General features: G+C 34.2%; 23 protein-coding genes. 15 read left to right on the plus strand and 8 right to left on the minus strand.

Features of this window, described 5'->3' with window-relative positions; translation table 11 throughout:
- Window positions 1-49 precede the first annotated feature (49 nt).
- Window positions 50-1,477, minus strand: coding sequence for a histidine--tRNA ligase (gene hisS / locus K8B81_RS12180; protein WP_223681818.1), 1,428 nt, complete (start codon window positions 1,475-1,477; stop codon window positions 50-52).
- 182 nt (window positions 1,478-1,659) lie between these two features.
- On the opposite strand from hisS, the gene K8B81_RS12185 reads away from it, so the two are divergent.
- Both K8B81_RS12185 and K8B81_RS12190 read left to right on the plus strand, forming a co-directional pair.
- Complete coding sequence (locus tag K8B81_RS12185; protein ID WP_223681819.1) at window positions 1,660-2,904, plus strand: ABC transporter permease; 1,245 nt, start codon at window positions 1,660-1,662, stop codon at window positions 2,902-2,904.
- An 88-nt stretch (window positions 2,905-2,992) separates the two neighbouring features.
- Entirely contained in the window at window positions 2,993-3,304 is a 312-nt protein-coding gene (locus K8B81_RS12190) for a GIY-YIG nuclease family protein (RefSeq protein WP_223681820.1), read from the plus strand.
- 42 nt (window positions 3,305-3,346) lie between these two features.
- Here the strand turns inward: K8B81_RS12190 and prmC are convergent, their stop codons facing one another.
- Both prmC and K8B81_RS12200 read right to left on the minus strand, forming a co-directional pair.
- Complete coding sequence (gene prmC / locus K8B81_RS12195; RefSeq protein WP_223681821.1) at window positions 3,347-4,201, minus strand: peptide chain release factor N(5)-glutamine methyltransferase; 855 nt, start codon at window positions 4,199-4,201, stop codon at window positions 3,347-3,349.
- A 76-nt stretch (window positions 4,202-4,277) separates the two neighbouring features.
- Window positions 4,278-4,763: a GNAT family N-acetyltransferase gene (locus K8B81_RS12200; protein ID WP_223681822.1), complete on the minus strand. Its 486-nt coding sequence runs from the start codon at window positions 4,761-4,763 to the stop codon at window positions 4,278-4,280.
- A 106-nt stretch (window positions 4,764-4,869) separates the two neighbouring features.
- On the opposite strand from K8B81_RS12200, the gene ribD reads away from it, so the two are divergent.
- From ribD to K8B81_RS12215, 3 genes are read left to right on the plus strand one after another with little or no spacing between them, the layout of a single operon-like run.
- Window positions 4,870-5,919 carry a bifunctional diaminohydroxyphosphoribosylaminopyrimidine deaminase/5-amino-6-(5-phosphoribosylamino)uracil reductase RibD gene (ribD, locus tag K8B81_RS12205; RefSeq protein WP_223681823.1) on the plus strand — a complete coding sequence of 350 codons (1,050 nt, stop codon included), beginning with the start codon at window positions 4,870-4,872 and terminating at the stop codon, window positions 5,917-5,919.
- Window positions 5,912-6,514, plus strand: coding sequence for an HAD family hydrolase (locus tag K8B81_RS12210; RefSeq protein ID WP_223681824.1), 603 nt, complete (start codon window positions 5,912-5,914; stop codon window positions 6,512-6,514). The genes ribD and K8B81_RS12210 overlap by 8 nt, the downstream gene beginning before the upstream one ends.
- Window positions 6,515-6,524: 10 nt before the next feature.
- Window positions 6,525-7,157 (plus strand): IMPACT family protein, encoded by a 633-nt coding sequence (locus K8B81_RS12215; protein WP_223681861.1) that lies wholly within the window; start codon window positions 6,525-6,527, stop codon window positions 7,155-7,157.
- Window positions 7,158-7,188: 31 nt separating this feature from the next.
- Here the strand turns inward: K8B81_RS12215 and K8B81_RS12220 are convergent, their stop codons facing one another.
- Entirely contained in the window at window positions 7,189-7,593 is a 405-nt protein-coding gene (locus tag K8B81_RS12220) for an acyl-CoA thioesterase (protein ID WP_223681826.1), read from the minus strand.
- Window positions 7,594-7,780: 187 nt separating this feature from the next.
- On the opposite strand from K8B81_RS12220, the gene dnaA reads away from it, so the two are divergent.
- The 10 genes from dnaA (at window position 7,781) to scpA (ending at window position 17,927) form a co-directional block, all read left to right on the plus strand.
- Complete coding sequence (gene dnaA / locus K8B81_RS12225) at window positions 7,781-9,208, plus strand: chromosomal replication initiator protein DnaA (protein WP_223681827.1); 1,428 nt, start codon at window positions 7,781-7,783, stop codon at window positions 9,206-9,208.
- Window positions 9,209-9,217: 9 nt separating this feature from the next.
- A complete protein-coding gene (locus K8B81_RS12230; protein ID WP_223681828.1) occupies window positions 9,218-9,685 on the plus strand; it encodes a low molecular weight protein-tyrosine-phosphatase in 468 nt (155 codons plus the stop codon).
- A gap of 70 nt (window positions 9,686-9,755) precedes the next feature.
- On the plus strand, window positions 9,756-10,469 hold the full coding sequence (locus K8B81_RS12235; RefSeq protein ID WP_223681829.1) for an SAM-dependent methyltransferase: 714 nt from the start codon (window positions 9,756-9,758) through the stop codon (window positions 10,467-10,469).
- A gap of 22 nt (window positions 10,470-10,491) precedes the next feature.
- Window positions 10,492-10,908 carry an energy transducer TonB gene (locus K8B81_RS12240; protein WP_223681830.1) on the plus strand — a complete coding sequence of 139 codons (417 nt, stop codon included), beginning with the start codon at window positions 10,492-10,494 and terminating at the stop codon, window positions 10,906-10,908.
- 63 nt (window positions 10,909-10,971) lie between these two features.
- Window positions 10,972-12,099: a methionine aminotransferase gene (locus K8B81_RS12245; protein WP_223681831.1), complete on the plus strand. Its 1,128-nt coding sequence runs from the start codon at window positions 10,972-10,974 to the stop codon at window positions 12,097-12,099.
- A gap of 75 nt (window positions 12,100-12,174) precedes the next feature.
- The gene (locus K8B81_RS12250; protein ID WP_223681832.1) at window positions 12,175-13,053 is read left to right on the plus strand and encodes an SDR family oxidoreductase; all 879 of its coding nucleotides are present in this window, start codon (window positions 12,175-12,177) and stop codon (window positions 13,051-13,053) included.
- Window positions 13,054-13,306: 253 nt separating this feature from the next.
- A complete protein-coding gene (gene udk, locus K8B81_RS12255; protein WP_223681835.1) occupies window positions 13,307-13,915 on the plus strand; it encodes a uridine kinase in 609 nt (202 codons plus the stop codon).
- A 124-nt stretch (window positions 13,916-14,039) separates the two neighbouring features.
- Complete coding sequence (locus K8B81_RS12260; RefSeq protein WP_223681836.1) at window positions 14,040-14,366, plus strand: FtsB family cell division protein; 327 nt, start codon at window positions 14,040-14,042, stop codon at window positions 14,364-14,366.
- A 13-nt stretch (window positions 14,367-14,379) separates the two neighbouring features.
- On the plus strand, window positions 14,380-15,744 hold the full coding sequence (locus tag K8B81_RS12265; RefSeq protein WP_223681837.1) for a methylmalonyl-CoA mutase subunit beta: 1,365 nt from the start codon (window positions 14,380-14,382) through the stop codon (window positions 15,742-15,744).
- Between the two features lie 41 nt (window positions 15,745-15,785).
- Window positions 15,786-17,927, plus strand: a complete 2,142-nt coding sequence (gene scpA, locus K8B81_RS12270) for a methylmalonyl-CoA mutase (protein WP_223681838.1) — start codon at window positions 15,786-15,788, stop codon at window positions 17,925-17,927.
- Between the two features lie 53 nt (window positions 17,928-17,980).
- Here the strand turns inward: scpA and K8B81_RS12275 are convergent, their stop codons facing one another.
- From K8B81_RS12275 to K8B81_RS12290, 4 genes are all read right to left on the minus strand, one after another.
- On the minus strand, window positions 17,981-18,628 hold the full coding sequence (locus tag K8B81_RS12275; protein ID WP_223681840.1) for a peptidoglycan-binding protein LysM: 648 nt from the start codon (window positions 18,626-18,628) through the stop codon (window positions 17,981-17,983).
- 98 nt (window positions 18,629-18,726) lie between these two features.
- Window positions 18,727-19,647: a DUF2279 domain-containing protein gene (locus K8B81_RS12280; protein ID WP_223681842.1), complete on the minus strand. Its 921-nt coding sequence runs from the start codon at window positions 19,645-19,647 to the stop codon at window positions 18,727-18,729.
- A 2-nt stretch (window positions 19,648-19,649) separates the two neighbouring features.
- On the minus strand, window positions 19,650-20,690 hold the full coding sequence (gene mltG / locus K8B81_RS12285; protein WP_223681843.1) for an endolytic transglycosylase MltG: 1,041 nt from the start codon (window positions 20,688-20,690) through the stop codon (window positions 19,650-19,652).
- A gap of 10 nt (window positions 20,691-20,700) precedes the next feature.
- Complete coding sequence (locus K8B81_RS12290; RefSeq protein ID WP_223681844.1) at window positions 20,701-21,234, minus strand: GNAT family N-acetyltransferase; 534 nt, start codon at window positions 21,232-21,234, stop codon at window positions 20,701-20,703.
- Between the last annotated feature and the right edge of the window lie 23 nt (window positions 21,235-21,257).

A 21,257-nucleotide genomic window follows, 5' to 3' on the forward strand; every position in this document is an offset into this window, starting at 1 on the left:
AAGACAATTATACCGCCTTCAATCTGTTACAGAACACTTTACTGTCAGCTTATGCAAGTAACGCATTTTTCAATCCCTCAAAGTCAACTGAAACCTGTTCACCTGTTACTAAATTTTTAAGCGAATACGAATTTGAAGCAATTTCCTGATCTCCTGCAATTACTGCAAAAGGAATCAAACGTTTGTCTGCGTATTGAAATTGTTTACCAACTTTCACATTGTCAGGATACAACTCTACTTTTATATTTTCTTTTCTCAATTTCTGGATTGCCTGCGAAGCATACAAAGCCTCCTTATCTCCATAATTAATAAACAACGCTTTTGATGTCGCAGCAACTGTTTCGGGGAATAATTGCAATTCTTCTAAAACCAGATAAATTCGGTCTAAACCGAAAGAAATTCCAACACCGCTCATATTTTTCAAACCAAAAATACCCGTCAAATCGTCGTATCTTCCACCACCTCCTATTGAACCTATCGAAACTGTTTTTGGAGCTGCTACTTCAAAAATAGCACCAGTGTAGTAATTCAGTCCACGGGCCAAGGTTACATCCAGATCTAAAATTGCGGTTGAAAGGCCTAAAACAGCAACATTGTCACAAATAAATTTAAGTTCCTCAACACCTTTCATACCTTCTTCAGACGAAGCTAATAATGCTGAAAGCTGATTGATTTTCTCCGCAAAGGTTCCTGAAAAACCAAACAGAGGCTGTACTTTTACCAACGCTTCTTCAGCAATTCCTTTTTCAATCATTTCTTTTTTAACCCCGTCTTCACCAATTTTATCAAGCTTATCTAAAGCTACTGTAAAATCGATTAATTTATCAGATGCTCCAATTACCTCAGCAATTCCGGATAATATTTTTCTGTTATTGATTTTTATCGTCACACCTTCTAAACCCAAAGCAGTAAAAACGGTATCATATAACTGAACCAATTCTACTTCCTGCCATAGGGATTTTGAACCTACTACATCGGCATCACATTGAAAAAACTCTCTGAAACGTCCTTTCTGCGGGCGATCTGCTCTCCAAACCGGCTGAATTTGATATCTTTTGAATGGAAATTCAATTTCATTTTGATGCTGTACAACATATCTTGCAAAGGGAACAGTCAAATCATAACGTAGTGCTTTTTCTGAAATTCTCCCTGTAAATTTATTCAGTTCTATTCTTTGATCAAGATTAATTGTTTCTGCCGAATTAGTCTGAAGCACTTCTAAAGATTCCGGCAATTCAATTTTATTTTTATTGAAGAAAAAATTTCCCGAATTCAATATTTTAAAAATCAAACGATCACCTTCTTCTCCATATTTTCCCATCAAAGTATCTGAATTTTCAAACGAAGGCGTTTCAATTGGCTGAAACCCAAATTTCTCAAAATTAGTTTTTATCGTTTGAATAATATATTGACGCTTTGACACCTCCGCAGGTGAAAAATCTCTTGTTCCTTGTGGTATGCTTGGTTTTGAAGCCATTTTTTTAGATTATTAGATTTTAGGTTTCCAGATTTTTTATTTTTTAAATTGGTGATTCTAAAAACCCTTTGATGTTATTTCTTTAAATTTAATCGCCTGCAAATATCTTACTTTTTAAAATAAATAATACGGGTTCGAAAACAAACTTGTAACAAAAAACGTATTTTCGTGTCAAATTGGTCATGATGCTAAAACTATTTAAAGAAAATATCCGGATTGCTTTTGGTTCTATCAAAACGCAATTGCTGCGAACTATTCTTACGGTATTGATTATCGCTATCGGAATTACAGCTTTGGTTGGGATTTTGACTGTTGTAACAGCACTTGAAAATACGGTTTCGACTAATTTTGCATCTATGGGAGCGAACACTTTCAACATTAATCAATACGAAAATACCGTTAAAAACCGTGGCGGAAATGAACGCGAAATCATCAACCCGATTATTTCATACCCTGAAGCTGTCGCTTTTAAAAACAAATACAAATACCCGTTTACCGAAACTTCTCTTTCATTTACAGCAACTTCAAAAGCCGAAGTCAAATATTCAGATCAAAAAACAGATCCTGAAATTACAATTGTCGGTGTGGACGAACATTTTATAGGCAACTCCGGATTAGAAATCAATTCAGGACGCCCATTCAATCAGTTTGATATTGACAATAATACGTATTCCTGTGTAGTAGGTTCCGATTTCGAAAAAGGCTTATTAAAAGATGTCAATCCAATTGATAAAATTATTTCGATTCGAGGTGCGCGTTTTAAAGTTATTGGCGTTTTAAAAGAAAAAGGATCGACCTTTGGAAACAGTCAGGATTTACGTGTTCTCATTCCAATTCAGGTAGCGCGTTCTTTATTTACCGCACCAAATATCAACTATACCATAAGTGTAATGGTTTCTAAAAAAGAACTTTTAGACCAGGCTGTTGATAATGCAACCAGTACGATGCGAAGAGTTCGAAAACTCAGTCCGGTTCGTGATAATAATTTCGGAATTGGACGCAGTGACGATTTAATCAACAGAATTCTCGGAATCACTAAATATCTAGGCTGGGCTTCCTGGATTATCAGTATCATTACCATTCTTGGATCATCAATTGCCCTAATGAATATTATGATCGTTTCGGTTACAGAACGTACCCGTGAAATTGGTGTCCGTAAAGCTTTGGGTGCAACAAAAATTACTATTTCTGTTCAGTTTTTTATCGAAACTTTATTGATTGGACAAATTGGCGGCTTAGTCGGAATCGTATTAGGAATCTTAATCGGTTTCGCATTTGCAGCCGCAATGAGTTTTGCATTCGTGATTCCGTGGATGGCAATTTTTGCAGCTTTTGGTACAAGTTTTATGGTTGCCATAGTTTCCGGATTGTACCCCGCAATTAAAGCTTCGCAATTAGATCCTATTGAGGCTTTGCGTTATGAATAGGCTAAAGAATCACAGATTTTATCTTTTGAAAATTTCACACACAGTTTGTCATTCCGTAGGAATCTCATTCTTATTTTATTAAACACTAATGATTGAATATACAGAAGGAATCTATACTTTTTATGTGTATATCCTAACTAATAAAAACAGAAATGTTTTATATACAGGTGTTACAAATAATTTAAAGTTACGCTTACAACAACATAAGAGTAAACTAAACCCCAACAGTTTTACTTCAAAATATAATTCACACTTTTTAATTCATTTTGAAAAGTTTAGCTGGATTCAATTAGCAATTGAAAGAGAAAAAGAAATTAAAAATCTTTCCCGGGAAAAGAAATTAAATTTAATAAAAGAAATGAATCCAAATTTAGAATTTTGGAATTCTCTTTTTGAATAATAGATTCCTACGGAATGACAAACTGATGAATAATAAATGACTTTAAATAGTAGCCTTCATCATACGATCATTATCATAAATATCTTTTCGCAATTCAATATTTTTAAAATTCATTTTTTCCAGTAATTCAGTCATTTCTTTTCCTAAATACTGATTGATTTCAAAGTACAGTTGCCCTTTTTCTAAAAGGCTTTTCTGAGCTAATTCAGCAATTTTCCTGTAAAAAACCAACGCATCATTGTCATCCACAAAAAGTGCCAGATGCGGTTCGTAATCCAAAACATTCTTTTTAATTTCCTGCTTCTCTAAATGGCGGACATAGGGCGGATTTGAAACGATAATATCAAAATTAGATTTCAGGATTTCTAATTCTAAAACACTTTTAAGTATAAAAATTATCTTGACATTATTATTCCTTGCATTTTTTTTTGCCGTTTCAATAGCCCTCTTCGAAACATCCATAGCATAAACTTCTGCATTTGGCAGATTCTTTGCCAGTGAAATTGCAATACAACCACTTCCTGTTCCTATGTCAAGTATTTTAAGTTTTTTAGTTTTGTCGAGAATCTTGTTTTCATTAATAATCCAGTCGACCAGTTCTTCTGTTTCGGGTCTTGGAATCAAAACATTTTCATTGACTTCAAAATCCAATCCATAAAAATTTGTTTTCCCCAGTAAATACTGAATCGGAACTTCTTTTTTCAATTCATTTAAAAAAGATTCCAAAACCTCTAAATCCGCATCTGAAAAAGATAATTCATGATTCAAAGCCAAATCTATTTGTCTAAGATTATACTTGTTTTCTAATATTAGATAAAAAAAACTTTCAGCTTCGTAAGCATCATATAAGGAAGAGAGTTCCTTGATAAATTGTGTTCTGTATTGTTTGATTTTCATTGGGGATTTCAAGCTTTTTAGCTAAATTAAATTGCTTTCTATAAGTATTGAGAAATAATTTTGTTACAGTGTTATTTTACAATTCTTTCAACATCCAGACCGGGCAGGAATTGTGACCTGTACATCCTAACGGTGCCTCTAAATACACAAACCCTGACTTCTTATATAATTTTTGGGCAGCATGCATAAAAGGCATTGTTTCTAAATAACATTTTTCAAAACCAAAGTTCTTAGCATGCTCTAAACATTTTTCGATCATTTTGCCTCCTATTCCTAATCCGCGGGTTTTGGGCAAGAAATACATTTTTTGTAATTCGCAAATCTTCGGGTCGCCATTTTCCAAAGGTGCGATTCCGCAACATCCTACAATTTCACCTTCGTTCTCAACCACAAAATAAACCGATTGTGGCTTACTGTATTGTTCAAACATTAAATCCAGATACGGATCTTCATAAGCTGATCCGGTTTTCGGAATTTCCATTTCATCAAAAACCCATCTTATTAATTGGGCAACTGCCTGATTGTCTTCCTTTTTAATTTCTCTGATAATCCAATTTTCCATTTTAAAATTTATTCTGCCTTCCACAAAAATAAACATACTTTTGATATTGTTTAACAACTCCGCTGTTAACATTAGACTAAAACTCAAAAATGACTACTTTTGCAATGTGAACATACATGAAAAATACATAAAACGCTGCATCGAACTGGCCAAAAATGGTTTTGGAACAACATATCCAAATCCAATGGTAGGAAGCGTAATTGTTTTCGAGGATAAAATTATCGGCGAAGGCTGGCATAAAAAAGCCGGAGAACCCCACGCCGAAGTCAATGCGATTCGATCTGTTAAAAAAAAATCGTTACTCAAAAAAGCTACTATTTATGTAAGCTTAGAACCCTGCAGCCACTTTGGAAAAACACCACCATGCTGTGATTTGATTATTGAACATAAAATACCAAATGTGGTTGTGGGCACTGTCGATCCAAACGAAAAAGTTGCCGGAAAGGGAATAAAAAAAATAATCGAGTCCGGTTCTAATGTAATTGTTGGTGTTTTAGAAAATGAATGCCATGAACTCAACAAGCGCTTTTTTACTTTTCACAGCAAGAAGCGGCCTTACATTATCTTAAAATGGGCTGAAAGTCTCGACGGTTTTCTAGCGCCTGAAAAACAACCTGATCAGAAGCGCCAGCCTGTTTGGATTACCAATCCTTATTCCAGACAATTGGTTCATAAATGGAGAAGCGAAGAACAGGCAATCCTGGTTGGCACTCAAACTGTAGTTGATGATAATCCAAAATTAAATATCAGGGACTGGTCGGGGAACAATCCTGTAAGAATCGTTTTGGATCAAAACAACAGAATTCCAAAAGACAGTTTTATTTTTTATAACAGCGTTAAAACGATTGTTTTTACCAAATCTAAAACTGCCCATCCAACAGAAAATACAACTTTTGAAGTAATTAATTTTAATCAAAATATAATACCGCAAATTTTGGCTGTTTTGCATCAAAATCAGATTCAGTCCATTATTATCGAAGGCGGCTCACAAACTTTACAGGCTTTCATTGACCAGAATATTTGGGATGAAGCCCGCGTTTTTACAGGAAAAACGACTTTTAGTAAAGGAATAAAAGCTCCGTTTATTCAAAAGAAAAACACAAACAAAACCTATATTCAGAACGACGAATTAACATATATTAGAAATTATGATTGATACAATAATTTTTGATTTTGGAGACATTTTCATCAATTTAGATAAAGAAGCCACTATTTCGGGACTAAAGAAATTAGGCATGAACGAATGGAATTCTGAATTTGACCGATTGAATCTGTTATTTGAGACCGGCGATATTTCGCATGATGATTTTTTGGCAGGTTTTCAGGCACAGCTTCCTAATGCCTCAATCGAAGAAATTCTGGAAGCATGGAATGCTGTACTAGCAGATTTTCCGTTATACCGATTAGAATTTCTCCAGATGCTTTCTAAAAAATACCGTCTGTTTTTATTAAGCAATACCGATTCCATCCATATTGCAACTTTCGAAAACAAAAGCGGAGTCTCTTTTTACAGGGATTTTTACCAATGTTTTGAAAAAGTGTATTTTTCATTTGAAATTGGAATACGAAAGCCAAATCCGGAATCCTATCAATATATCATCAACAAACACGAATTATCTCCAAAACGAACTTTGTTTGTTGACGATAAAAAGGAAAACACCGATGCTGCTGCAGCTTTAGGACTTCATGTCTGGAATTTACAAGTTGGCAAGGAAGATGTTGTGGATTTATTTGAAAAGCAAATACTTTAGAACCGTACTTTTGGAATATATTGACACCTATCAAACCATTGCTTCTGAATCTGAAGAAGTATTATTTAAAGAAAAAGGAAGCAAATTCTTTGGCTATGCTTTTCCAATAGAAACTGAGGACGAAGTAAAACCAATTATTGAAAGGTTAAAAAAGCAGCATCCCCACGCTGTACATTATTGTTATGCTTATCAAATTGGTACTGCACCAAAAATTTCATATCGGGCAAATGATGACGGAGAACCAGGCAATACAGCCGGAGCGCCAATTTATGGACAAATCCAGTCTTTTGGTTTAACCAATGTCCTTGTAGTTGTGGTTCGCTTTTTTGGCGGAATAAAATTAGGGGTTGGCGGATTAATAGCTGCTTACAAAACTACTGCACAAATGACCCTTGAGATTTGTGAAATTGTCGAAAAAACAATTGATGTCCATTTTTTAATCTCTTTTGATTATAAAAACATGAATAAGGTAATGCGGGTAATCAAGGAGAAAAAGCTCGAAATAACTTCTCAGGAAATGGAAATTGATGAAAATTCCGGACTGCCAATTGGCAAAATAATAACAAAAACCCGAAAAAAAAATGCTGAATCTATATTCAGCACTTTTGATTTAATGTTTGAAATCGATATAAAAATTATGTAAATCGATATAAAAACGCACCTCGTTTCAGCAATTATTCAAGTGTTTTAAATAATTCTAAAATATAATCCGGAGGAGCAGTTGGCCGACCTGTTTTTAACGAAATAAATACCAAAATAAACACTGCCGTTGTTAATAACTCATTCGCTTCATTATAGATTGCGCAGTCAAATTCAATCTTGACTGAAGACTGACTTTTGAAAGTGGTATGGATTGTTAAAAGTTCATCATATCGCGCCGATTTTTTATAATTTATCTGCATCGAAACAATAGGCAGCCCGATTCCGCTTTCTTCCATACTTTTATATGAAATCCCTTTGTTTCTAAGCCATTCCACGCGTCCTATCTCAAAATAAGGAACGTAATTTCCATGATATACGATTCCCATTTGATCGGTTTCTGAGTAGCGGACACGTATCTGAGTTTGATGATTTTTCATTATTTAATATATTAAAAAAAATTAATTTTCACAAGCCTCTTACAATATTATTTTATAAAATTAGAGAGCAAAATATTTTTTTTTACAGAAATTTGTTCACATATTTGTTATCCCGAAATACGGAATTAAATTGCTCCCTTTTATTAGGAGAATCTTTATCAATAATAAAAAAAATTTATCTGAATTTATGACTAAAACTGCTCAATCAGTATGGGAAAACTGTTTGTCCTTTATAAAAGACAATATTCAAGATCAGGCATACAAAACCTGGTTTGAACCAATCAAATCAGTTGAGCTAACCGACAACGCGTTATATATTCAGGTTCCAAGTAAATTTTTCTACGAATGGCTCGAAGAGCATTATGTAAAATTATTGAAAGTTGCGCTTACCAAAGAACTGGGAAAAAACGCAAAGTTACTCTATAAAATTAAAATGGAAAACACTTATGGAAACAAACAGCCGTTTACCGAGCAGCTGCCAAGTTCCAACAGAGTGCCAATGAAACCACAAGAAGTGGATGCTCCGTTTAAAAACCTTAATCCGGAACTTAAAAATCCGTTTGTAATTCCTGGGATTAGAAATTTAAAAATTGAATCGCAATTAAACTCGAATTACAGTTTTGACAATTTTCTTGAAGGAGACTCAAACCGCCTGGCCCGTTCTGCAGGTATGGCTGTTGCCAATAAACCAGGAGGAACATCTTTTAATCCTTTATTGATTTTCGGCGGGGTTGGTCTAGGCAAAACACACTTAGCACATGCTATTGGTGTTGAAGTAAAAGATAAATATCCGGAAAAGACCGTTTTATATATTTCTGCAGAGATTTTCACCCAACAATATATTGATTCCGTAAAAAAGAACAATCGTAATGATTTCATTCATTTTTACCAGTTAATTGACGTTTTAATTATTGATGACGTTCAGTTTTTATCAGGAAAATCAGGTACTCAGGATGTGTTTTTCCATATTTTCAACTATTTACACCAAAACGGAAAACAGGTAATTCTAACTTCTGACAAAGCTCCTGTTGACATGCAGGATATCGAACAGCGTTTGTTATCCCGTTTCAAATGGGGATTATCTGCCGAATTGCATCAGCCAGATTATGAAACCCGTATTTCGATCTTAAAAAACATTCTTTACCGTGATGGTGTCGAAATGCCCGAAGACATCCTTGAATATGTTGCCCGTAACATCAAATCCAATGTGAGAGAACTTGAAGGAGCTATTATTTCATTAATTGCTCAATCTTCTTTTAACAAAAAAGAAGTAACAATTGAGTTAGCTAAAAGCGTTGTAGAGAAATTTGTTAAAAATGTAAAGAGAGAAATCTCTATTGATTATATTCAAAAAATCGTGTCTGATTATTTTCAGTTGGATATTGAAACCCTTCAGTCAAAAACCAGAAAAAGACACGTGGTCCAGGCCAGACAATTGGCTATGTTTTTTGCAAAGAAATTCACAAAAGCTTCTTTGGCAAATATTGGCTCTCAAATTGGAGATCGCGATCATGCTACCGTATTACATGCTTGTAAAACAGTTGATAATTTAGTTTCTACAGACAAACAATTCAAAAAATTTGTCGAAGACATCAACAAAAAATTAACGCTATAAACGCGCATCATGCCAGTAAAAATTTTAATGGTTTGTTTGGGAAATATCTGCAGATCGCCTTTAGCCGAAGGCATTTTAGCATCCAAATTGCCAAAAGAAAATTTTATAGTTGATTCAGCAGGAACCGGCTCCTGGCATGTGGGTCATTCCCCTGATAAAAGATCAATTGCTGTTGCCCAAAAAAATGGTTTATGCATTGACCATCAAAAAGGAAGACAATTCAAGACTTCTGATTTTGATGAATTTGACTATATCTACGTAATGGATAATTCAAATTACAGGGACATCATGCACCTTGCCAAAACTCCGGAACACAAAAGCAAAGTGAATCTGATTCTAAATGAATTATTTCCAGACGAAAATGTCGACGTTCCAGATCCTTATTACGGAGCCGTTAACGGATTTGACAATGTCTATCAGATGTTGGATGAAGTTGCTGAAATAATAGCCCAAAAACTTATCAAAAAACACTCTTAATTTACTTTTTCAATTATTAATTACTACATTAATTGAAAAAGTATTTTATTTTATAATCTATACTTAACATATGAAACTTCCTGGAAAATTATATTTAATTCCAACAACCATGGGCGAAAGCGACCCTATGGACGTTTTACCACAAACCGTAAAAAGAAGTATTGAATTAATAGATTATTATATTGTTGAAAATGATAAAACAGCCAGGAAATCTATAAAAGCAGTTTTACCACAGAAAAAACAATCCGATTTAGTCCTTTTTACATTAAATAAAAGAACTGAAGCGAGCGAACATTTAGACTTCATAAAACCTTTATTAGAAGGAAAAAATATGGGCTTAATGAGTGAAGCCGGCTGTCCCGGGGTTGCTGATCCCGGAGCTGTGATTGTAAAACTGGCACATGAAAAAGGTATTCAGGTTGTGCCTTTAGTTGGTCCTTCTTCTATTCTATTGGCTATGATGGCTTCTGGAATGAACGGACAGAGTTTTACTTTCAACGGTTATCTGCCAATTGATAAAGATGAAAAGAAATCGGCATTAAAATATTTTGAAAAATTATCTCAGGATAAAAACCAATCACAGATTTTTATTGAGACACCTTATAGAAATAATAAACTGATTGAAGATCTTTTGCAGATTTTAAATCCTTCAACACATCTGTGTATTGCTACTGATATTACGTTGCCGACGGAATTCATCAAAACCATGAAAGTTTCAGATTGGAAGAAGTTGAAAATTGACATTGATAAACGTCCTGCAATTTTTATTATTCATAAAATGTAAACTAACTTCAAACAATTCATCTATGAAAAAGTTTTTAATTATGATTTTAATTTGCAGCCTCCAAAATGTATTTTCTCAATCAAAGAAGACCGAAAAAAAGATTCCTGAAGATGAAAATACAATTTATAATACAGCTGGTTTAGATGAGCAACCTCAATTTCCTGGAGGATATGATGCTCTTCAAAAATTTCTGAATACGAACTTTACTCCACCAAAAGATCAAACAACATTAAAAGGAAAGATATACACCACTTTTATTGTTGAAAAAGATGGCTCATTAAGTGACATCAAAGTACTAAGAGATCTCGGTTTTGGTACTAAGGAAGAAGCGATTCGGGTTCTAAATAATTCCCCTAAATGGACTCCCGGAAAACAAAATGGTAAATTAGTCCGAGTTCTGTTTTCTGCACCTATTCTTGTAAACAATCCTATAAAATAAAATTATCTAGCCAACTAATTTACATCTAATTCACTCACAAGTTTCTTATCAAAAAACTTCTCTATGAGTAAACTCCCAAATGTAACCACAAGCATTTTTACAGTAATGTCAAAAATGGCAGCTGAATACAATGCCATAAATCTTTCTCAGGGATTTCCAAATTTTCCTGTTGATGAAAGACTAACAGACATTATAGCGAGATTGGCAAAGGAAAATGTGCATCAATATACACCAATGGCTGGCTTTCCACCATTAATGAATAAGATTGCGAAATTAGTTCTGAATTCTTATAACAGAATTATAAATCCTGATACCGAACTTCTAGTTACAACTGGTGCCACTCAGGGAATTTTTACTACTATATTGGCTTTAGTAAAAGAAAAAGATGAAGTCATTATTCTGGATCCAAGCTATGACTCTTATGAATCTCCCGTTTTACTTTGCAAAGCTAAGCCAGTCCGCGTAGCATTAAATGACGACTATACACCAAATTGGGAAAAGATAGAAAAAGCCTGTTCTGGAAAAAGCAGCATGATGATTATCAACAATCCGCATAATCCAACGGGAAAAATCCTGACCGAAGCAGATTTTGTACAGCTAAAAAATCTTCTTGAAAAATATCCCGATATTATTGTTTTGTCAGATGAAGTTTACGAATACATCACTTTCGAAGAAAAGCATATTTCAGCACATACCAAAAGTTTCCTTTTAGACCGCTGCATAATGGTTTCTTCTTTCGGAAAATCATTTCATATTACCGGTTGGAAAATTGGTTACACCATTGCCCCTGAATATCTGATGAAAGAAATCAAAAAAGTCCATCAGTTTTTGGTTTTTAGCGTTAACAGTATTTCACAAGCTGCAATAAGTGAATATTTAGATATAGTGGATGTCAATTTACTTGGGAAATTCTATCAGGAAAAACGGGATTATTTTCAAAAACTGCTTCAAAACAGCCGATTTGAATTAAAACCCTGTGAAGGAACTTATTTTCAGGTTGCTTCCTATGCTGCAATTTCAAACGACGATGATGTCACTTTTTGCAAAAAACTAATCACAAATCATGGTGTTGCCGCAATTCCAATTTCAACCTTCTATTCGGATCATAAAGACCATAAATTAATACGCTTTTGCTTCGCAAAAGATAACTTCACTCTCGAATCAGCAGCAAAAAAAATATGCCTAATATGAAGTTTTTCAAAAATTTATAACAATATTATGCATGCATCCTATTTAAATTAATTAATTTTGTAAAATAAAAAAAGTATGAGCTATACAGATAAAATGTTAAGGGACGATGCTTTAAAAGGTAAAGTCATTGTAGTTACAGGCGGCGGAAGCGGTTTAGGAAAAGCAATGACCAAATATTTTTTAGAATTGGGAGCTCAGGTAGCGATTACTTCCAGGGATTTAGAAAAGCTAAAAACGACTGCTGCAGAGCTGGAAGCTGAAACCGGGGGGAAATGTTTACCGCTTCAATGTGATGTTCGGCATTATGAAGAAGTCGAAAATATGCTTCAGCAAGTCTTAAAATCTTTTGGAAAAGTAGATGTTCTTTTAAATAATGCAGCCGGAAATTTCATTTCCCCAACAGAACGTTTGTCTGCTAATGCATTTGACACTGTTATAGATATCGTATTAAAAGGTACTAAAAACTGCACACTGGCTTTTGGAAAACACTGGATAGACAGCAAACAATCTGCAACGATTTTAAATATTGTAACGACTTATGCCTGGACAGGATCGGCTTATGTGGTACCAAGCGCTACGGCAAAAGCAGGAGTTTTGGCCATGACCAGAAGTCTGGCTGTAGAATGGGCAAAATACGGAATCCGTTCTAATGCGATTGCTCCGGGACCTTTCCCGACTAAAGGTGCATGGGACAGATTATTACCTGGAGATTTGGCAGAGAAATTTGATATGGCCAAAAAAGTACCTTTAAAACGTGTTGGCGACCATCAGGAACTGGCAAATCTGGCAGCCTATCTGGTATCTGATTTTTCAGCTTATGTAAACGGAGATGTTATTACAATTGATGGGGGCGAATGGCTAAAAGGTGCAGGACAATTCAACTTATTAGAAGCAATTCCTGAAGAACTTTGGGATCAGCTTGAAATGATGATAAAAGCAAAAAAGAATAAATAATTACAAGTGCTTACTAAATTCAGAATATTTTATAAAAACTATACTGATTGCACGAAATCCCGAAGGTTTTTACTTTCGGGATTTTTTTATATTTTTCATCATATAAGCAATATAATTTCAGTTAAGTAGCATTTTATTTAAACATTTTACAGCTTAAATTTACTAATGTTACTTATATGGTTAAATTATTTTAAATGTATAGCGATTCAGTTAAATTATTATTTTTGCGAAACAATTTATAACATCAAAATTTATGCTAATTATTGGAATTGCAGGAGGAACAGGAAGCGGAAAAACAACTGTAGTACATCAAATCATGAATGAATTACCAGGCACTGAAGTAGGTGTAATTTCTCAGGATTCATACTATAAAGAAACCCATAATTTGTCTTTTGATGAAAGAGCCTTAATCAATTTTGATCATCCACGCGCTATTGATTTTGAGTTGCTGGTAAAACACCTTAAAGCATTAAAAGCAGGCGAAACCATAGATCAGCCGGTTTATTCTTTTATTCAGCATAACAGGACAGACGACACCGTTTCTACTCACCCCAGAAAAGTAATGATTGTTGAAGGGATTTTAATTTTGACCAATCCTGAATTACGGGATATGTTCGATATCAAAATCTTCGTTCATGCCGATTCTGATGAAAGATTAATTCGTCGTTTAAAGAGAGATATTTCAGAACGCGGGCGTGATATAGACGAAGTTTTAAACCGCTACCAAAACACCTTAAAACCTATGCATGAGCAATTTATAGAGCCATCAAAAGCATTTGCCGACATTATAATTCCAAACGATAAATACAATACCGTAGCAATTGATGTAGTTCGTGCCGTAATTAATCAGCGAATTTCATAATTTTTATCGTAAATTTATTCCATAAAAATAAGGAGCTATTTCCCGCTATCCGTTTCAATCTTTTGTGCCGAACACCGGCACAAAAGGATTTTCACTTCTATCGGGGCTAAAAGTAAAAACTAAAATGAAAAATCCGTACAAAGATAAATCCTGGTTCAGATTCCTAAGCAATAAATATGTTTGGGTCTTGCTGTTTTTTATAGTATGGATGCTATTTTTAGATAATTACTCTTATTTCGACCATCGCTTTTTAAACGATCAGATTAATGAGCTTAAAGACAATAAAACCTATTATCAGGAAGAAATAAAAAAAGATCAGGAACAGATTAAACAGCTCAAAAATCCTGAACAGATAGAGAAATACGCCCGAGAAAAGTATTTCATGAAAAAAGACAGCGAAGACATATACATTATCAAATTTGAAGGCGATACAATTCAGGAAAAAGAATAATTAGAAACACAAAATGGCTACTACCCTATTCGACGATTTTACTCCGATTTCATCCAAACAGTGGAAACAAAAAATTCAGTTTGAACTGGATGGTGCCGATTACAACAAAACCGTAATCTGGAATTCTCCGGAGGACATTCAGGTAAAACCATTTTATCATTACGACGAAGATTATAAAACTGCTGAAGTAAAAACGCAGGCTTCCAATTTCAAAATCTGCCAAAATATATTTGTTTACGATGTTGAAAAATCCATTCAAAGAGCTTTAAACTCTCTTGACAGAGGCGCTGAAAGCTTACGTTTTACCATTCAAAATGAAAAAATCGATATTCAAAAATTATTAGAAAACCTTCCTTTAGAAAACCGAATCGTTTACTTTAATTTCAATTTCATTTCAATCGATTTCGTAAAAATACTGGATACTATTTCCATTCAAAAAAAAGCTGTTTTTTATTGCAATTTAGATCCAATTGGGCATTTAGCCCGAGAAGGAAACTGGTTTGTGTCATATGATAAAAATAATTTTGAAACCCTAAAAAACATCTCAAAAGCCACGACAAATCTTTCTTTACTAAGTGTCGATTCAGGCCTATACCAAAATGCCGGAGCCAATATAACCCAGCAAATCGCTTATAGTCTTGCACATGCAAATGAATACCTGAATCTCTTTCCTAACTTAAAGAAACCAATTGTCTTTCAGACGGCTGTAGGAACAAATTATTTCTTTGAAATAGCAAAACTCCGTGCGCTGCGAATGCTTTTCAAATTAATTGCTTCCGAATACAATCCTGATTTAGATTGTCATTTATTGGTTACTCCAACGAAACGAAATAAAACCATATACGATTATAATGTCAACATGCTTCGCACCACGACAGAATGCATGTCGGCAATATTAGGAGGTGCTGATGCTGTTGCCAATTTGCCTTACGATTCTTTGTACCATAAAGACAATGAATTTGGCGACCGACTGGCAAGAAATCAATTACTGATTTTAAAACACGAAAGCTATTTTGATAAAGTGGATAATCCTGCTGATGGCAGTTATTATATCGAAAGTTTAACTATTCAACTTGCCGAAAAAAGTCTCGCCCTATTTAAGGATATTGAATCCAATGGAGGTTTTTTAAAACTTTTGAATGATGGTACTATCAAAAAGAAAATTCAGGAAAGTGCCAATAAAGAGCAGGAATTATTCGATACTCAAAAAGAAGTTTTATTAGGCACGAATAAATATCCAAACCCTGAAGACAAAATGAAACATGATTTAGAACTGTTTCCTTTTGTAAAAATAAAACCCAGAAAAACATTGATTACGCCTATAATTGAAAAAAGATTAGCAGAAAAACTGGAACAGGAACGTTTAGAACAAGAGTAATCTTTTTCAAAGTAGTTATAAATTGCTAAAAGAGCATTTCAATGATAAGAAAAGATCTTAAACATATAAAATTACAATTCAAAAGTGAAGAATCTGATGAAAAATCCCATGATTCAGAATTAACGATTGATCACTTTACTACAGCAGAAGGAATCGAAATCAAAAAAAGCTATTCTGAAAAAGATATTGAGGAATTAGAGTTTTTAGATTTTGGAGCAGGTTTTGCACCAAATCTCCGTGGTCCCTATGCAACCATGTATGTACAAAAACCTTGGACCATTCGACAATATGCAGGATTTTCAACTGCAGAAGAAAGCAATGCTTTTTACAGAAGAAATTTAGCAGCGGGTCAAAAAGGTTTGTCTATTGCATTTGATTTACCAACACATCGGGGCTACGACTCCGATCATGAAAGAGTTGTGGGAGATGTTGGAAAAGCAGGTGTTGCTATTGATTCTGTTGAAGATATGAAAGTACTTTTTGACCAGATTCCATTAGATGAAATGTCAGTATCCATGACCATGAATGGTGCTGTTTTACCCATTATGGCTTTTTATATCGTTGCTGCAGAAGAACAAGGAGTTACGACTGAAAAACTTTCAGGAACCATACAGAATGACATTTTAAAAGAGTTTATGGTTCGTAATACCTACATCTATCCGCCAACACCTTCAATGAAAATTATTGCCGATATTTTTGAATTCACAAGCAAAAAAATGCCAAGATTCAATTCTATTTCAATTTCGGGATACCACATGCAGGAAGCGGGCGCAACGGCTCATATCGAACTGGCTTATACGCTGGCAGATGGCTTAGAATATATCAGAACCGGACTATCAACAGGTATGACCATTGATGAATTTGCACCGAGATTATCATTTTTCTGGGCAATTGGTATGAACCATTTTATGGAAATTGCCAAAATGAGAGCCGGAAGGATGATTTGGGCAAAATTGGTAAAACAATTTAATCCCAAAAGTGATAAATCATTAATTTTAAGAACACATTGCCAGACAAGCGGATGGAGTTTAACGGAACAGGATCCTTTTAACAATGTAACCCGAACTTGCATTGAAGCCTCGGCTGCTGCCTTTGGAGGAACCCAATCCTTACATACAAATGCTTTGGATGAAGCAATTGCTTTACCAACGGACTTTTCTGCCAGAATTGCACGAAACACTCAGATTTTTTTACAGGAAGAGACTAAAATTACCAAAACAGTCGATCCCTGGGCAGGAAGTTACTATGTGGAAAGCCTGACCAATGAAATGGTTGAAAAAACATGGAAGCTTATTGAAGAGGTAGAAGAATTAGGTGGCATGGCAAAAGCCATTGAAACCGGAATTCCTAAACTTAGAATTGAAGAGGCCGCTGCAAGAAAACAAGCAAGAATAGACAGCGGGCAGGATATTATTGTAGGTGTAAATAAATTTAGGTTAGAAAAAGAAGATCCTTTGCATATTTTAGATATTGACAATCAAACTGTACGAAAACAACAAATTGAAAGGCTTCAAGAAATAAAATCAACCCGAAATACGGAAAAAGTAAACCAATCACTTGAAAAATTAATTCATTGTGCTAAAACCGGGCACGGAAATTTACTCGAAATTGCTATTGAAGCTGCCAGAAACAGAGCAACTTTAGGCGAAATCAGTGATGCTCTCGAAAGTGTTTTTGGCAGGTTCAAAGCACAAATAAAATCTGTTAGTGGTGTGTATAGTGCAGCAATGAAAAACGATGAAAATTTTGAAAAAGCAAAGCAGCTTGCTGACACTTTTGCAAAACAAGAAGGCAGACGTCCAAGAATCATGATTGCCAAAATGGGGCAGGACGGGCATGACAGGGGCGCAAAAGTAGTGGCAACAGGTTATGCCGATGTAGGTTTTGATGTTGATATTGGTCCTTTATTTCAAACACCTGCAGAAGCCGCAAAACAAGCTGTTGAAAATGACGTCCATATCTTAGGTATTTCGTCATTGGCTGCGGGTCATAAAACATTAGTTCCACAAGTTATTAAAGAGTTAAAAAAACATGGCCGTGAAGACATTATGGTTATTGTTGGCGGGGTAATTCCTTCGCAGGACTATCAATATTTATTCGATGCAGGAGCAATTGCTATTTTTGGACCCGGTACAAAAATTAGTGAGGCAGCTATAAAGATCTTAGAAATATTAATAGATTAAAAAGTAGATTGCATAAAAAATCCCGAATTTTATCGGGATTTTATTTTTAATACTTAGTCGTTAATTGTTGCGTTACTATCTGCCTCAATATAAGAGAGATCATAACCTCCAAATGCTTTCATGTAACTTCTCAAAGAGGTTCCATAAGCATCTCTAAAATGTCTGTTCCCTTTGTTTTTGAAAAAGTTCTTTACAGAACCAGCACCTCCTAAATGGGCTGCTGCTAAAATTCCCGACTCGGTAATTTCAATTCCGTTAATGATTTTTCCTTCATACTTTTCAATCTCCCTGCGTAAAATCCATTTGTTTTTAGATAACAAAGCAATAAACGCTTTTTCCTGTAAGGCTGGATTTTTTAAAAAATCTTTGTTACTGTGAACACCTACAGATCTTAGGGTTTTAGAACCAAATTGGTATTTTCCCATATAGCCAATTGAATTTACTTTTCGGTATTTTCCCTGTGATTCTTTAAAAGCAATTGCTTCTTTAAAGCCAATTAGCCGATTTCCGGTAAATGGTGCATTTAATTTTGTTTGTGATGGATAATCATCTTTGTCAAGAGATGGAAATAAGTATTCCGATCCATCTGTTTTTTCTGTATAAAACCAAGGTTTGGTTTCCAGATTAAAGGGTTTGAAACCCAAAGTTAAAAATGTAATAATAACGATTAAACTAGTGTAATAATACCATTTCTTTATCATAAATTGTTTTTCTTCAAAACGCTGTCACCTTTTTGAAATTTCTACGGCGCAAAGATAATAAAACAAAAATAACACTGTAAATCAGCAATTTACGGTTTTTAAAAATAAATCAGATGTGCTTTAAGCCCTTTATTGGCGGTATATTCAAGCGTTGGCGCCGGAATTTTAATTGTGTTAAAAACAGAAAAAACAGTTTTCAAAAAGTGCGATTTTGTGTTAATTTTAGCTAAATCAACATCAAAAGAAAGATAAATCTGACGAAATTTTTCCAGATTTTGGGATGAAACGAAATTTTCGTTTTTATTGTTCCCTGATAACATTCCATCGGCTCCATATCCAAAAGCAACATTTAACCACTTCGGAATTTTTGATTCATTAGCAAAAGAATGCAGGTTTACTGAAAGCCAATAAGTCTGTCCATTATAATCTTTTAAAATTTGTTCATTAAGTGATTTTCCAAGTTTATTTGGATTTTGATGTGCATATTGGGTAGTATGAAAAGAAAATTTAGGTGTAATTCGCTGTTCTTTCCAAAGTAATTCCTGAGAAACATACAATGCAGTTCCAGTTGCATTAGCAATTAAATCACCTGGAGATGCACCCCACTCGGCAGAATAGCCGTCTAAAACTTCAACAGCAGTAAGAAAAACGAAGCCAATACCAGCTCCATAAATCAATTGATTTTTAGAACTGGCACCACTCCAATTCAGGGCTTCAGCACCAAATCTTCCTAAATGATAAGCCGAATAAAAGTGTCCAACTTTATCCATTTGGAGCCATTCATCATTATCATTTATAAAATGAAAATCGGATTTGGCATAATCGGCATACCAAATCTGATTCAAACCAACTAATGTTGCAGAAGCCAAAGCAGCTTCAGTTATGATAACTGTATTTTGCCTTTTTACATTTAAAGTATCAGAAGGCTTAAAAAAATTATCGATTTTATCCTGAGCTTCAGCAGACTGAATACACAAAACGAATAAAATCGATAAAAATAAATAAATTTTAAAATTCAAAACTATCTTGTTACGCCCTGACTGGCAATCCAGTCTGAATATTTTTTTGCATTTTTCATGTGCTCCTCATAACTTGAAGCAAATTCATGATAACCAAAACGGTCTGTACTGGCGCAAAAATAAACATAATCGTGTTTCTCAGGATTTAAAACCGCTTCAACAGCAGTAATGTCAGGCATCGCAATTGGTCCCGGAGGCAATCCGATATTTATATAAGTATTATACGGAGACCTCATAATCAGGTCATTATAAAAAACCCTTTTTATGACCTGATCAAAATTATTATCACGCAATTTCAAAGCATAAATCACAGTTGGATCAGCTTGTAAAGGCATTTCTAGACGTAAACGGTTTAAATAAACTCCCGCAATACGAGGTCTTTCATCTTTTTTTACTGATTCTTTGTGTACAATAGAAGCCAAAATAGTAGCCTGAACTGGTGTTAATCCTTGTTTTTTAGCTTTTTCAATTCTTTCTGGAGTCCAGAAATTGTGATATTCCTTGATCATTTTATCACGGAATTTCACTGCAGAGGTATTCCAGTACACTTCATAAGTATTTGGAATAAACATAGCAAAAACATTCTCTTCATTAAAGCCATTTTCTTTTAAGAAAGTAGAATCTTTAATTGCTTTCAGTAATGATAAACTATCTGCTTCTATTTGAGAGCCTATTCTTCCTGCAAAATTCTCTAAACGTTCCTGATTATTAAAAGCCAATTTAACCGGAACATTAGAACGCATTGCACGAACCAAATCAATATTATTCATGTCCTTTTTAAGTAAAAAACGACCTGACTTTACATTTTCAGGATAGCTGCGCTTATTGGCAACCATTTCAAAATTATCGAAATTCTTAATATAAGGTTCTAATATTTTTTTTACATCTGCATAAGTAGCATCTGTGGGAACATATACGTAAAGTTCTTTTTCTTCAAATTTTGTATTGGCACTAAAAATTCTGCTAATTAGTATAAATCCGTAAATCATTAAAACTGAAATAATAGCTACGGCAACTATCGTGATAATCTTTTTTAATTTCAAAGTCTAAAATTTAAATTTGTTTGTTAATCAACTGAAAAATTGCCTCGTCCTGATATTGTCCATTTAGCAAGATCCAATCTTTTTTAATTCCTGTTTGCTCAAAGCCAAATTTAGTAAAAAGAGCTATACTTGCTACATTTCTTACACTAATATTTGCATACAATTGATGTAAATTTAAATTGTAAAAAGAATACTTTATTAATAACTCTAAAGCCTCAGAACCAACGTTTTGCTTTCTATTTTCCCTATTTTGAATTACAATACCAACTCCTGCCCTGTTATTTTTAGGGTCAAATTCAAATAAATCAATCAAACCAATAGCCGGAAAATCTTCATCCTGGCAAATCGCCAGACGCAATTGTTTGGCTTCATAAATATCCTGGTGTGCATTTTCGAGATATTGACGCACAAGAAAACGGCTATATGGAGTTTGCGTATTACTAACCTCCCAAATGCTCTGATCATTTTCCATAGCATACACGAATTCTAAATCATTAGGCTCTAAAGCACGCAGGTAAATATTTTTCCCTTTGAGAGTTATCATTACGACTTTATATTTTTTGAAAA

It is taken from the genome of Flavobacterium hibisci (assembly GCF_020026925.1).
Classification (GTDB): Bacteria; Bacteroidota; Bacteroidia; order Flavobacteriales; family Flavobacteriaceae; genus Flavobacterium; species Flavobacterium hibisci.